Below are 14,346 nucleotides of genomic sequence, written 5' to 3'. Positions count from 1 at the left end.
TCTACCGACTATTGTCTGCTAGTCATACAGGCTCTACCCCGTATTCCGCAGGTGGAAAGATGTACTTGAGCTACCTTTCGGTTTCCAGTTTTCGCTGGCACTGCCTCTAGCCCTTAGAGGGTATGATCGGAAAAGTTTGCCCTGTTAGCCAACTTGCCTAAACATTGTGGTAACAGCAAAATCCCTTTATCCTGTGCCAGGTTATCGCTTTGGAATTTCAGCACAGAACAATAGACTTCAAAATATTAATAAGTTACCTGAATCAATAACAATCGAACGTGGAAAAGTTGACACTTATATCCCATGAAATTAAGATTTCATGGATTTTACGCTTCTTCCTATAAATTGAAAGGTTTAACACTAATATATAAAAGAGGACAAATAAGAGTTCTGCATATATAAAGATAAAAAATATTGCAACAGATAAAGAAAAAAAATCAAAGTTGAGAATGATAAGTGGAAAATAGTTAAGATGAAAATTTATATTGATGAAGATAAATGTACAGGCTGCGGGACATGTAAGGCTGCCTGCCCTAAAGGTCCGAGGATTTATTCCATAGAAGAAAAAAATGGTAAGAGAGTTTGTATTCAGAAAGATCCTTCTTACTGCCTCGGGTGCAGAATGTGTGTGACCGTCTGTATGGAAGACGCAATCACCCTTGAAAACTGATTTTAAAAAACAAAAAACACAACCAGGATTGAGAAATTTGTCACTTGAAATTCGTGTAGTGCTTGTAGAACCCATGTATCAGGGAAATGTGGGATCGGTTGCAAGAGCAATGAAAAACTTTGGATATTCTGATCTGGTTCTGGTAAACCCCTGTGAACTCGAGGGACAGGCAAGAGCAATGGCTTCCCATGCAAGGGATGTGCTCGAAGGTGCAAGAATTACCTCAACCATTGAAGAAGCCGTAAGAGGCACAGACCTGCTCGTAGGGACAACAGGAATCTCAAGCCTGAAGACAGGAGAGCATATCCGCCTTCCCCTTTACACTGTAAAGGAATTCAAAGAAAAAATTAAAGAATACAGCGGCACCATTGCAGTCCTTTTCGGGCGTGAAGACAGCGGTTTCAGAAACGACGAACTTAAAGGTTTTGATATGCTTATCACGGTTCCGACCTCAGAGATATACCCAATAATGAATCTATCTCATGCGATTGCAATTGTGCTTTACGAGCTTTCGGAACTCAAAGGGGGAAACAACCCACTTGCTGAAGGCTTTGACCTGCAGCTCCTGTACGGGCATATGGATGAATTGCTTGAGGAAATAGGTTATCCGGCCCACAAAAAAGACAAAACTTCCCTGATGCTGAGAAGAATATTCGGAAGAGCCGGGCTGACCCCAAGAGAAGTCCAGACTCTGAGGGGTATAATAAGGAAAACCGAGAGAAAAATGGGGTTCGCAGCAGAAGCTAAAAACCTGCAGAAAGCAGAAGATTCAGAAAGCATAGAAAAGTTCATATGATACTAAGCCTGATTTACATCAGAATCTATAATACATTTTTTAACTTTTTTTAGGATCATTTTTAAGCAGAAATAACCTTATCAAAAAGGAAAAATTTTACATAAAAGCCAAGTATTTTTGAGAACGCCATGACCGAGACAGAAAGCAAGTGGGACGAGAAACTAAAAAGATTCTTTAAAGACTACTACTGGAATGAAATCCTTCAACTTGCAAACGAATATCCGGATCAGCGAAGCCTTGGTGTGGATTTTACAGATATAGAGAAGTTTGACAGGGAGCTTTCAAAAGAGCTGCTCGAGCACCCAGGAGAACTTATATGTGCAGCTGAAGCTGCCCTGAAAGAAATTGACCTTCCTGTAGAAAAGAGCCTTGAGCAGGCTCATGTAAGGATTATAAAAATCCCAAACAGGGTCCCTATCAGAGAACTGAGAAGCAAACACCTATCACGCCTTATTGCAATCGAAGGCATGATAAGGAAAGCCACAGAGGTAAGACCAAGGATTACTAAAGCTGCCTTCCAGTGCTTGAGATGCGGGCACCTTACCATTGTCGAACAAAATAGTTTCAAGTTTGAGGAACCCTTTGCAGGCTGTGAAAATGAGACATGCGGAAAAAAAGGACCTTTTAAGGTTGCAATTGAAGATTCGACCTTTATAGATGCCCAGAAACTCCAGATCCAGGAATCTCCGGAAAATCTAAAAGGAGGTTCGCAGCCGCAGAGCCTGGAAGTAGATTCCGAAGACGACCTCACGGGAAATGTCACCCCCGGAGACCGCGTCATCATTAACGGAATCCTGAAATCAAGGCAGCGCACCCTCAAAGATGGAAAATCCACTTTCTATGACCTGGTGCTGGAAGCAAATTCTATCGAGCGCCTGGACAAAGATTATGACGAACTTGAAATAACTGCCGAAGACGAGGAACAGATCCTTGAACTTTCCCGTGACCCGTTAATCTATGACAAAATCATAGCGTCCATTGCACCCTCTATCTATGGATATGAAGATATCAAAGAAGCCCTTGCCCTTCAGCTTTTTTCAGGAGTTGTGAAAACCCTTCCTGACGGAGCCAGGATCAGAGGGGATATCCATATGATGCTTGTAGGTGACCCCGGAATTGCAAAAAGCCAGTTGCTACGTTATGTGGTAAAACTCTCACCAAGAGGCGTTTTTACATCCGGAAGAAGTGCATCCGCAAGCGGTTTGACTGCTGCTGCCGTTAAAGATGACATGAATGACGGCAGGTGGACAATCGAAGGCGGTGCCCTTGTCATGGCTGACATGGGGATTGCTGCGGTTGACGAGATGGATAAAATGAAGACTGAGGATAAGAGCGCCCTGCACGAGGCAATGGAACAGCAGACTATAAGTATTGCTAAAGCCGGGATTATTGCTACCCTTAAGTCCCGTTGCGCACTTCTCGGAGCTGCAAACCCAAAATACGGACGTTTTGACCGTTATGAGGGCCTCGCAGAACAAATAAATATGCCTCCAGCACTGCTTTCCCGCTTTGACCTCATCTTTGTTTTGCTCGACACCCCAAACCACACCCTGGACAGCAGGATCGCAAACCATATTCTTCAGTCGCATTATGCAGGAGAACTCTTCGAACAGCGGCAGAAACTTCCCGGATCTCAGGTAACAGAAGATTTTGTTGATGCAGAACTGGAAATAATAGAGCCCGCAATAGAAGCAGAAATTATGCGAAAGTACGTTGCATATGCACGAAAAAATGTGTACCCAGTAATGGAAGAAAACGCCCGGCGCCACATAATCAACTTCTATACAGACATCAGGAAAAGTGGAGAAGGTAAGAATACGCCCGTACCCGTGACAGCAAGGCAGCTTGAGGCGCTGGTTCGTCTCTCCGAAGCCAGTGCAAGAGTACGTCTGAGCAATATAGTCACTCTGGAAGATGCAAAACGGACTATAAGAATCACCATGAATTGCCTTAAAAACGTGGGTGTTGATCCTGAAACGGGAGCTCTTGATGCAGACGTACTTGCTTCAGGCACAAGCATGAGCCAGAGAAATAAAATAAAACTCCTTAAAGACATAATAAAAAAAGTCTCCGAGAGACATACTGGTGCCAAAGCTCCTCTCGAAGAAGTTTACACCGAAGCTGAAAATGAGCATGGAATGGACAGAGATCATGCAGAAGAATATATAAAGAAAATGAAGCAGAAAGGGGACATTCTTTCTCCGGACCAGAACCATATCAGGCTCATTAATTAAATCAAAAGACAGTGGTATTTCATAGCCTAAAAAAGTTGCTGCACACTGGAAGTCCAGCGGACGAGCAGCATACCCGTAAACAAAATAATAATAGTTAAGCTGTAAATACTAAATAGGGCAAAATGGTTAAGCTGTAAATACTAAAAGGGCGAAGTATTACTTAAAAAGGGAAAATATGTATCTAAAAATTTATAAAAATGAAGGGTGCGGGCTTGTTGCAGCCTGTGATAAGGAAGTGCTCGGAAAAACCCTGAAACATGGCAACGCCGTAATAGAGATCAGCAGTGCTTTCTATGGAGTGGAACTTGTCTCTGAGGAAGAACTTCAGCAAGCTCTGGAAGAAGCTATGACTGCAAATCTCTTCGGGGAAAAAACAATCAAATGCGCCATAAAGTGCGGGCTTATCGATCCTGATTCTGTAATCATTATCGATAGTGTACCACACGCCCAGATATTCAGAATTTGAAAAAGATCTTATATCTCACGCTGGTTGTGTAAATGGCTAAAATGTGGTATACGGCAATTCCCGGTTTAATTTTCCGGGCTGGCCCTACCAGAACCGGATAAAAATAAAACCTATAAGAGAAAATTGCAAAATCGTGATACTGTGAGCGAAAATATCGAAGAAGTCGGAATCAGAATGCTGACAGAAGGTGAACTGATTTCCGGGGTTGTGGAAAAACACAAAAGGTTTCTGGAAGAATATCGAAAGGAGTTTGAAGAACTGGACAGCAAGCTGAGCCAGTTTGAAGAAGACGCAAAAAATGCAAAAATTTCCAGAACCCGGATGGCGGAGCGAAAAGAGGTCCTGAAGGAAAAACGCCAGCAATATTACCATCAGGCAGAGGGATTGCTCGAAAAAGAGCTCTTTCCGAAACTGGACCCTGTAACTGCTGATAAAATAAAGGAAGATATAAAAAAACTCAAAGGACAGATCGAACCGGAAGAAGAACAGGAACTTAAAGACTCTTTTATGGAAAACCTGCAAGAGCTCACCAGAGAAAAAGGAGTCGGAGAAAGCCTTCTCCTGCAAACCAGAGCCAGATTGGAGGAAGCCAGGGACTCAAACCTGGAGCTAAAAGAGATCAAAGAGTCTGAAAAACAACTTGAAGAGGATGATGGAAGCAAAAACAGTGAAATTTCCAAAAATAAACCCCAGCACAAATGGCTCAGCAGCAAAATAAAAAGTCACGAAGAAGCCCTGAGTTACTGGGAAAAACAAAAAGTATAACAATTTAAAGAAAACACTTGGGTGGTAGGACATGAACAACGACGTTTCAACAGCAGAAACTGCAACGGCCGACCTTTCAAACCTTAACGAACGGGAGCTTAAGGGCAAGGTGAACGAGCTCAGGAGCAGGATAGAGAAAAGCGAAAGGCAATTGGCTTCGATTTTTAAGGAACTGAAAATAAACAGGACCGATATCGACGAATTGAAAGAAAAGAGAGACTCTCTGAACAAGCAGGTTAAGGAAAGGGTTGCAAAAGCACAGTCACTTAGAGACCGAAGGGACGAGATTAACAAGCAAATTGGAGAGTACAAGGAAAAAAGGAGCGACGTAAATTCCAAAACCCAGAAACTTTTTTCAGGAATTGCAGACCTCAAGGAACAGCGTGATGAATGCAACAAACTCTCTCACGGAAGCGTGGAATCCCTCTCAAGGGCGTATGAGGCTGAACTGGATGCTCTTTTAAACAAAGAACTCCCCCTTGCAGTAGAAATCAAGATAATCCAGAAGTTAAACGACCTGATTAATCGCCTTGAAGCTGCGAAAAAAGCAAACGAACTGCATTCACTGATTCAGGACAGTTATAAAGAGTCCAAAGGAATTCACAAAGAAGGGGACGAATTCCACAAAAAAATCCAGGAGCTTTCAGACAAATCTCAGGCATGCCACCTGGAAATGCTCGAAAACTTCAAGGCAGCAGACGAAATCCGAAAAGAGGCAAATATGTACCATGCCCAGCTTACGGATAAAATTGCAAACATAAATTCCATTAAAGAAAAAATAGATCCCCTCAAGAGCAACATCGCAGGCAATCGAAAAGAACTCTCGTCATACCTTGACAGATTAAAAGACATCCAACTTACAAAGAATGAACATAAAGTTAGCCAGAAACACAGCGATGCCCGTGAAAAACTGCAGAAAAATGCTCGCCTCAGCCTGGAAGATCTTAAGCTTCTCATAGAGAAAGGAGATGTAAAGTTCTCCACAAACGACTGAGACCGGAAGAAAGAGCAAAAAATAAAAAAGCGATAGAAACCGTTATTTAAAAAGTCTGTTTCAGACGTTTCAGACTTATTTATTCATAGGGAGCTCCAGTTAAAAACTTCAGTTCCCAGTTTTTAAATCGGGTTCTGCTTTAGGCATATAGTTTTGACTTTCAAGCCTGCCCTTACTTTTAAGTCTGACTTTTATTTTTAAACTGGTTTTACTCGGATAAATCACTTTTTCTTATATAATCCCGCAAAAAAGCCAGTTACCAAAAAAACAGCTCCAATGCTCAGAAGAAAAAGGGGGAGATCAAAACCTTCTGCCTGATTTTCAAACCCGATAGAGGTAGAAGAGTTGCTAACGGAGTCACTGGCAGGAGAAGTCTCAGGTTTCTGAGGCATGGGAAGCCTGGGGTCAAGGTGCTGATACACCGGAAAGAACCTTACCAGTACTCCATCTGCCCCGGAATAGATAGTGTCCACTGTGAGGTTCAAAATCTCTGTAGAGTTATTAGAATATACAAAAGTGCTACCCTCACTTACAATAGCGTCTTCAAGGAAAAACTCTTTCCTTCGAAGTTCAATCCATACCCTACTGCCCTCAGTATCAGCACCTTTTACATGAATCTGATAATCCTGTAAGAATGTGTAGTAATCGCCGGATCGAACATAAATCTCGTCCCCGTCAATTAAAATAATAGAAAGTTTCTCCTCATCTGCACAGGCTGGGACAGGAAAGACTGCACAGAAGATAACTGAAAAGAAAAAAAAGACCAGAAGGGTGAAAAAAAATGCAGGCAGGAGATTTGTTCCTTTCCTGCTTTTTCTTCCGTGCTTATTTGGGACGCGCATAAATGCATCTACCTGCAATAATTTCTTCCTTAGTATCATCTGCCTTCCTGATTATAAGCGCTCCGTCCGGAGTTACTCCGATAGCTTTGCCTTCTATAATCCTGGAAGGGGTGGTCACCTTTACCTCTCTACCAATAGTATCCGAGAGAGCAAGCCAGTCATTGAGGATCTGGGAAAAGGGCTGAGTCTTGAAACTTATATACTGCTGCTCAAGCTCAAAGAGAAAATCCTGAAGGAACGAAACTCTTCTAAGATGTCTTCCAAGCTCGACTTTCAAAGTGGTCGAACCTACACGGAAAGACTCGGGAATATCCTTTAAATCCATATTTACATTGATTCCTATCCCGAGAACGACATAGTCCACCCTATCCACTTCAGCCTTTGCTTCAGTAAGGATCCCGCAGACTTTCTTCCCATTGATACGGACGTCATTTGGCCACTTGATGCGAGCATCAAGCCCCATATTGCGGATTACATTTGCAACTGCAAGCCCGGCAACAAGGGTCAGCCTTGAGGCGTGTCTGAGAGGAATCCCGGGCTTCAGGATCACAGACATCCAAATTCCACCGTGGGGCGAGACCCATTCCCTGCCCATGCGGCCCCTGCCTCCCTTCTGAACCTCAGCGATAACAAGAGCTCCTTCTTCTTCGGAAGCTGCAATTTCTTTAGCGACACTGTTAGTAGAACTAACTTCCTCAAAGTAATGGATCTTCTGTCCCAGAAGAGTTGTTTTGAGCCCCATCTGGATCTCATCAGGGTACAGGAGTTGAGGCACGGATTTCAGGACATAGCCCCTCTTCGGGGATGATTCTATTTCATATCCATCCGCTTGAAGGGATTTGATGTATTTCCATACCATAGTCCTAGAAATTCCAAGCTTGAGCCCCAGTTCTTCCCCAGAAACGGGGGTTTTCTGCGCATCCTTAAGTGCCTTAATAATTCGAGATCGTTTATCTCCCATCCGTGCACCCCATACAAATGTATACGTTCCACCGTATATATTTTCTTAGTCTAAACATATATTCATACCAAACAGACCGGAAATCTCTTATGTTACTGATTTCCGGAGAGTAAACAGAATCACCGCTGTGTTTTCTGTGCCATGTTAACATAGGCATGTACAGCAGCCGTGATCGCTGCGACCTTTTTGTCCTTTGCCTCCAGAGCCGAAGCCAGGGTAGCCCCTTTTTCACTGTCAGCCTTAACGACATCTTCCACAGCTTCAAGGATATTCTGCTCTTCGATAAACCCGGTTGTTAGATCTCCTCTGCGAAATGCTGGATTCCTCATGACGGCTTTATGGAAAGGAATATTGGTTTTTACTCCCACGACCACGTATTCGTAAAGAGCCCTTTCCATCCTGGCAATGGCATCTTCTCTTCTCCTTGACCAGACGCAGAGCTTGGAAATCATGGAGTCATAATAAGGAGAGATCGTATACCCCGTGTGCACACCGCTGTCCACCCTTACTCCGGGACCTCCCGCCGAACGGTATCTCCGGATCTTTCCTGGAGACGGGGCAAAGTCGTTTAAGGGGTCTTCAGCGTTTATCCGGCATTCGATTGCATGCCCGTCAATAACTATATCTTCCTGCTCAAACTCGAGCTTTTCGCCCCAGGCAACCCTGATCTGTTCCCTTACAATATCGACCCCTGTAACCATTTCAGTGATTCCATGTTCCACCTGCAGCCTGGTATTGACTTCAAGGAAGTAAAAATTTCCTTTAGAGTAAAGGAACTCGACAGTGCCTGCGTTTACGTAACCGATCGCTTTTGCTACCTTTACGGCAGCATCTCCCATCTGCCCCCTGAGTTTGGGAGTCATGATAGGGGAAGGAGCCTCTTCAATCAACTTCTGGTGCCTTCTCTGGATGGAACATTCCCTATCCGAAAGATAGACCGTATTACCAAAAGAGTCAGCAAGAATCTGGATCTCTATGTGCCTGGGCTCTTCTACGTACTTTTCAATAAATACAGAAGAATCTCCGAAAGCCGAACCTGCCATCTGCCGCGTGGAACTCAGGGCTGTAGCAAACTCTTCCCTGGAATGAACGACTTTCATCCCAATTCCGCCGCCACCCGCAGAAGCTTTGATAAGGACGGGATAACCTATCATCTCAGCCACATCAAGGGCTTCTTTCACGTCCTCAACTGCATCTTTTGTTCCCGGAACTACAGGGACCCCGGCTTTCATCATCAGATTTCTTGCCCTGATTTTGCTTCCCATTTCGGCAATCACATGGCTCGGAGGACCTATGAAGATAATACCCTCTTCCTCACAGCGTTTTGCAAAGACAGGGTTTTCAGAAAGAAAACCATAGCCGGGATGGATTGCATCGGCTCCGGTGTTTTTTGCAACTGCGAGGATAGCTTCCATGTTCAGGTAACTCTGGCTGGCAGGGGCAGGACCTATCAGGTAAGCCTCATCGGCATACTTGGCAAAGAGAGCATTTTTGTCAGCCTCCGAACAGACAGCTACAGTGGAAATTCCGAGCTCCCGGCAGGCACGCATGACCCTGATTGCTATTTCACCACGGTTTGCAACGAGTACTTTTTTGAACATATACCTTCCACCTTGCTCAATTCACTCGATTGACAGTATTATGTTGCCGGGAGCAACCATATCTCCTTCGGAAACAAAAATTTCCTTAATGGTTCCCGAATGTGGAGCATGAACCGCGTTTTCCATTTTCATGGCTTCGATGACGGCAACTGTGTCCCCTTCCTTCACAACATCTTCTACCTTAACCTTCAGGGAAAGCACCATACCCTGCATTGAGCAGGTAACTCCGCCTTTAATGGATTCGGGTTTTTTAGTGGATACCTCGGAGATGGAAACTCCCCCAAGGGGCTCGATCTTGACCTCATAGACCTCGTCATCTACCTCGACCCTGAAGTGAGTAGGCATTGTGTACTCCTGAGGCGCCTCAGGGGCAGGGGTGATAACTGCCAGGGATTCCTCTTCCATTTCCCCATTCAGGAACTTCGGAGCAATTGCCGGGTAAAGGATATATGTAAGGATATCTTCTTCGGACTTTGCAATACCCATTTCCTCTGCTTCTTTTTTTCTCTTTTCATACTCCGGCTTGAGGAGGTCTGCAGGGCGACAGTGAATAGGTTCTTCGTCGCCTATGATCTTCCCGATAATCTCAGGGCTGATTGGAGCAGGAGAGCGCCCATAGAGCCCGCGTACATAATCTTTTACCTCTTTAGGAATGACCTTGTATCTTTCCCCCATGAGCACATTGAGCACAGCCTGCGTGCCTACGATCTGGCTTGTAGGAGTAACAAGAGGCGGATACCCGAGCTCTTTTCTGACTTTTGGCATCTCTTCTAGCACAGCTGCATACTTGTCAAGGGCGTTCTGCTCTTTTAACTGGGAAACCAGGTTAGAGAGCATCCCTCCGGGAATCTGGTAGATAAGGACATTGGTGTCAATTTGTTCGGAAATTGGGTCAAGAATCCCACGGTACTTATCCTTCAGGTCTTTGAAATACCTGACAGCCTCTTCAAAGGCTCCGAGGTCAAGACCTGTATCATACGGAGTTCCCTTAAGAGCTGCAACAACGGTCTCGGTAGGAGGCTGAGATGTCCCCCACGCTAGAGGAGAGAGCGCGGTGTCCAGAACATCCACCCCAACAGTACAGGCTGCCATATAGCTCATCGGGGCCATTCCCGAAGTACAGTGGCAATGCAGAGAAATTGGGATCGATATCTCTTTTTTCATGGCACTGATTATTCTGGTAGCCTCATTGGGAGAGAGCAGCCCTGCCATATCCTTGATGCAGAGAGAGTCACACTCCAGCTCTTCAAGCTGTTTTGCAAGCTCCACATATTTTTCTACTGTATGCACAGGACTTATGGTGTAGCAGACCGTACCCTGTACATGGGCTCCCAGGCCTTTTGCCACTTTAATAGAAAGTTCCATGTTCCGGATATCATTGACCGCGTCAAAAACCCGAAAAATATCGATGCCGTTTTCATAGGCTTTGGTGACGAACTTTTCAACAACGTCGTCAGAATAGTGCCTGTACCCTACAAGGTTCTGGCCACGGAGTAGCATCTGAGCATCTGTGTTGACCATCTTTTTCTTGAGGTCCCTGAGGCGCTGCCAGGGGTCTTCATTAAGGTAGCGAATACAGGTGTCGAAGGTGGCACCTCCCCACATCTCGAGGGAAAAATATCCAATCTGGTCCAGTTGTTCAACCACTTCGAGCATGTCCCTTGTCCGCATCCTGGTTGCCAGGAGGGACTGGTGTGCATCCCGGAGGACGGTTTCAGTAATTTTTATACGCATGGATGAGCCTCTTAAATCAAATCAAAAAAACAGAAGTTATTGAAATATACCCTGAAATATACCCATCCGTGACTTTTCCAGAGAGATTGATCTGGGATTTACAGAGTATAATGGGAACTTGTTTTTTGATTCGGTTCGGTCAAAGCATATTAGTCTCCTGATAGCGGTTGATAGCGGTTGACTGCAGTAGCTTGCAATTTGCCTGGAGAGGGGTTAATTCGGTATAGTATAACCGAATCTCCGATACCGCATAACTTAGCAGGAGAAAATTAAGATTATAGATAAACTCGCAAAACTCAACGTGTCTTGCGTCGATAGGAATATTTTTAATAATACCATTGTTAACAAGTAAATACTTTTCGCTAGCGTTAACATTGGAGAGTACTCTTTTCAAAAAGAAGATCCCAGATCAGAAAAACAATTATCTCCCAGATAAAAAAAAATAATTATGATACAAAAATAAGGAAAACTCCCGAACCTGAGAAAAAACGAAAAAATGTACATAAAATTCTTTGAATGACAGGCACAAAAAATGAAAGTAATTAAAAATAATTAAAGCACTTTCATGCCAAAAAAAGAGACAAAAAGAAAGAAAAAGAGAACAAAACAAGAGAGACAAAGAGAACAAAACGAGAGAGACAAAGAGAACAAAACGAGAGAGACAAAGAGAACAAAAAAAAAGCTCATTGTCTGGAAAATACACTTTTTTGCTTTCGCCCGACAAAGAGCCACTGGTCATAAGTACCTTCTGAATCCGTATTGTCCACAATCTCCCCCTCGACCCCTTCCTTAAGGAGAGCATCGGCGAGAATTTCAATCTCGGGTTTGCTGCTTACAGTAAAGAGCAGGACAGACCCATCAGCTGCGACCGAGACAGCTTCTCTAATAATACCGGTCCAGAGCCCTTTGTTAAATTCGTAGACGAGCCCCAGCATAAAACCCATTACCGCATCAAAACTTCCGGGCTCAAAGTATTTTGAAATGGCTGTTGCATCCATAACCACGACCCTTTGGGGATTCAGGACCTGCTGCTCGAGCCCCTGACAGACAGTACATTTATTGATTTCTATTGCCAGAGGGTTCAGCCCAAGCCTGTAGAGTGCAAGTGTGGACATCCCGTTTCCACAGCAAACCTCAAGGAGCCTGCCTTCAGGGTAATAGCCTTTTTTTCGGAGAAGCTCAAAAATGTCTGTGACCCTCTTTACACGATTTTCTGAAAAAACACTTTTGTAGGACTCGGGTCTAACAGAGCAGCCCGGACAGAGGTTCCGGCTAACAAGCATGAAGGAGTAATATTCGTTTATTACGTCCCGCCAGGTTTCGGCAGAAAGCTCAATGTCCTTTTCAGGAGGGTTAGAGGCAAGAAGGGAGTCTGCAAGGGCTTCAAAGCTGGCTTTAAGGGGAGCTGATGCAAGGGCTCCGGTAAATACTGACCAGAAATCTACAGGAACATTTTCATCGGCAGGATTGAAAAACAGCAATCCCAGCGTGTGTTCCCTTTCCCTGACCCTGATAAGTCGAATGTTTCCCGCGCCTGGAAAGTTTCGGACCCCGTTGAGGTACTGGAAGGTACGCTCAGGAGCCCTCTGGGCAGTATAACTTTCTTCTACAAGGTAGATCTCTTCTTCTATGTCAAGGAGTTCCTGTAAGAGCATGTTGGACTAGATTCGAATAATCTAATATCAAGATTTCGAAAAAGAGGCCCAGAATAAAATGAGAGGAATTAAATAAAAGTTAGTAGAAATAAAAAAGCAACAGATTTCCAGGAATTTACGAGTATTTGAGGATCGTTATAAAAATAGTTACAATAAGAAAAAGAGATAAATAAGCTTTACAAAGTAAATAAAGGGGAAAAAGAGCATTAAAAGCTGAATAAGAAGTGAAGAAAACCCCGATATAAGCAAAAGTATTTATAGAATCTGATTACAAAATCAGAGATTAGAAGGGATTTATTTAAAGAAAAGAAGCTTGGAGGATAACATGACAGCAAAAGTTATACCGTTTGCACCAATTGAGCGTTTAATAAGGACAGCAGGTGCCCACAGAGTAAGCGAAAGTGCAGGAATGGCCCTTACGGAAATTTTGGAAGAATATGGACTTCAAATATCAAAAGAAGCTATAAAACTTGCAGAACACGCAGGCAGAAAAACCGTAAAGGCTGAAGATATAAAATTAGCAAAAGAAATGCTTTAAATTAAAAAAGACAAAATGCTGAAAAACAGCATTTTTCTTATTTTATACTGTATCCTGATTATGCAGTTGCAGTTTCAAGCTCAACCATAGTGAGAGATTCCACAGGGCAAATCCTTGAGCAGGCTCCGCAGCGGATGCAGAATTCATCACTGATAATTGCCATTCCGTCGATGATCCGAATTGCAAGTTCGGCAGTTTCAGGATCAAAATCATCGTTTTTCATAATTTTTGCGTTCACGGGGCAGACGGAATAGCATATCCCGCACCCAATACACTTTTCGGACTGAACTACCTTTTTGTTTTTCTTATCTGCCTTTACCATTAAAAATCACCTCAAAAACTCCAGAGAATTGCCAGACAACGGGAAATATACCTGTAATTATCTGTAGAAGCAGGACTGACTGCAAATATAAAGAGAAATTTATATTTGATATGTCTATGATATATTTGATATTTTTAAGGTATATGAAGATTTCGAAGAGACTGACCTCAGGTCAAACTCCAAAAATCAGGTCAGCCAGGCCCATGCCCGTCATCGTGAATACGGTTACAATGACTCCTGCTATCATTACCCCTGCAGCGATTGCTGGCAGTGAATGCTTGAACTTGATCCCGAACACAAACGCGGCTGCACAACCTGTCCAGGCTCCGGTAACTGGCAGAGGCACGGCAACGAAGAGAGTCAGGGCAAAGAGCCCGTATTTTTCAAAGTTTTCAGTGTGGTTTCGCCGGGTCCTTGCAAAGAGCCAGGTGAAAAAGATATCGAAGATGTGGTAGCGCCTCAGGTACCCGGAGACTGGCTCAAGGTAAAGCAGAAGGGGGACCACAGGAATAAGGTTTCCAAGCACCGAAAGGAAATAAGCCTCAAGGGGCCCCATTCCATAGATACCCATGGCAACAGGGATTGCCCCCCTCAGTTCGGAGATCGGAATAGCCCCTATAACCATTACTGCAAGCCAATGGGGCACAGACCCTAGCATTTCTACCAGTAAATTTTCAACAGACATGATGATCAGGAGTGATAATTATAATCTTTAGAGAGAAAAAGGCTCGCTTCATTAAGGCCTTTTTCATCTGCCTTTTCTACCTT

General features: G+C 43.9%; 14 protein-coding genes. 7 read left to right on the top strand and 7 right to left on the bottom strand.

The window, feature by feature from the left end:
* Positions 1-472: 472 nt before the first annotated feature.
* The 6 genes from MSWH1_RS02285 (at position 473) to MSWH1_RS02260 (ending at position 5,925) form a co-directional block, all read left to right on the top strand.
* Entirely contained in the window at positions 473-670 is a 198-nt protein-coding gene (locus MSWH1_RS02285) for a 4Fe-4S binding protein (protein ID WP_048125706.1), read from the top strand.
* Between the two features lie 37 nt (positions 671-707).
* Positions 708-1,466 (top strand): RNA methyltransferase, encoded by a 759-nt coding sequence (locus MSWH1_RS02280; protein WP_048125705.1) that lies wholly within the window; start codon positions 708-710, stop codon positions 1,464-1,466.
* Between the two features lie 128 nt (positions 1,467-1,594).
* Complete coding sequence (locus MSWH1_RS02275) at positions 1,595-3,700, top strand: minichromosome maintenance protein MCM (RefSeq protein ID WP_048125704.1); 2,106 nt, start codon at positions 1,595-1,597, stop codon at positions 3,698-3,700.
* 175 nt (positions 3,701-3,875) lie between these two features.
* The gene (locus MSWH1_RS02270; RefSeq protein ID WP_048125702.1) at positions 3,876-4,166 is read left to right on the top strand and encodes a DUF424 domain-containing protein; all 291 of its coding nucleotides are present in this window, start codon (positions 3,876-3,878) and stop codon (positions 4,164-4,166) included.
* A 123-nt stretch (positions 4,167-4,289) separates the two neighbouring features.
* Positions 4,290-4,931: a hypothetical protein gene (locus MSWH1_RS02265; protein ID WP_231591867.1), complete on the top strand. Its 642-nt coding sequence runs from the start codon at positions 4,290-4,292 to the stop codon at positions 4,929-4,931.
* Positions 4,932-4,962: 31 nt separating this feature from the next.
* Positions 4,963-5,925 (top strand): coiled-coil protein, encoded by a 963-nt coding sequence (locus MSWH1_RS02260; RefSeq protein WP_048125697.1) that lies wholly within the window; start codon positions 4,963-4,965, stop codon positions 5,923-5,925.
* Between the two features lie 221 nt (positions 5,926-6,146).
* Here MSWH1_RS02260 and MSWH1_RS02255 read toward each other — a convergent pair whose 3' ends face one another.
* The 5 genes from MSWH1_RS02255 to MSWH1_RS02230 all read right to left on the bottom strand — a co-directional run bounded on the left by MSWH1_RS02255 (position 6,147) and on the right by MSWH1_RS02230 (position 12,718).
* On the bottom strand, positions 6,147-6,785 hold the full coding sequence (locus MSWH1_RS02255) for an S-layer protein domain-containing protein (RefSeq protein WP_231585538.1): 639 nt from the start codon (positions 6,783-6,785) through the stop codon (positions 6,147-6,149).
* Positions 6,751-7,728, bottom strand: coding sequence for a biotin--[acetyl-CoA-carboxylase] ligase (locus MSWH1_RS02250; RefSeq protein ID WP_048125694.1), 978 nt, complete (start codon positions 7,726-7,728; stop codon positions 6,751-6,753). The genes MSWH1_RS02255 and MSWH1_RS02250 overlap by 35 nt, the downstream gene beginning before the upstream one ends.
* A gap of 119 nt (positions 7,729-7,847) precedes the next feature.
* Entirely contained in the window at positions 7,848-9,329 is a 1,482-nt protein-coding gene (locus MSWH1_RS02245) for an acetyl-CoA carboxylase biotin carboxylase subunit (protein ID WP_048125692.1), read from the bottom strand.
* 21 nt (positions 9,330-9,350) lie between these two features.
* Positions 9,351-11,063: a sodium-extruding oxaloacetate decarboxylase subunit alpha gene (oadA, locus tag MSWH1_RS02240; RefSeq protein ID WP_048125690.1), complete on the bottom strand. Its 1,713-nt coding sequence runs from the start codon at positions 11,061-11,063 to the stop codon at positions 9,351-9,353.
* A gap of 683 nt (positions 11,064-11,746) precedes the next feature.
* Entirely contained in the window at positions 11,747-12,718 is a 972-nt protein-coding gene (locus MSWH1_RS02230) for a class I SAM-dependent methyltransferase (RefSeq protein WP_048125686.1), read from the bottom strand.
* A gap of 292 nt (positions 12,719-13,010) precedes the next feature.
* On the opposite strand from MSWH1_RS02230, the gene MSWH1_RS02225 reads away from it, so the two are divergent.
* Positions 13,011-13,256 (top strand): histone family protein, encoded by a 246-nt coding sequence (locus tag MSWH1_RS02225; RefSeq protein WP_255350506.1) that lies wholly within the window; start codon positions 13,011-13,013, stop codon positions 13,254-13,256.
* Positions 13,257-13,314: 58 nt separating this feature from the next.
* Here the strand turns inward: MSWH1_RS02225 and MSWH1_RS02220 are convergent, their stop codons facing one another.
* Complete coding sequence (locus MSWH1_RS02220; protein WP_048125682.1) at positions 13,315-13,578, bottom strand: 4Fe-4S dicluster domain-containing protein; 264 nt, start codon at positions 13,576-13,578, stop codon at positions 13,315-13,317.
* Positions 13,579-13,750: 172 nt separating this feature from the next.
* Entirely contained in the window at positions 13,751-14,263 is a 513-nt protein-coding gene (locus MSWH1_RS02215; protein WP_048125680.1) for a small multi-drug export protein, read from the bottom strand.
* Between the last annotated feature and the right edge of the window lie 83 nt (positions 14,264-14,346).

Origin of the sequence: Methanosarcina sp. WH1, from assembly GCF_000970005.1 — an archaeon.
Taxonomy (GTDB): Archaea; Halobacteriota; Methanosarcinia; order Methanosarcinales; family Methanosarcinaceae; genus Methanosarcina.
Note: the sequence above shows the minus strand (reverse complement) of the source record. Positions and strands in the feature narration are given on the sequence as shown.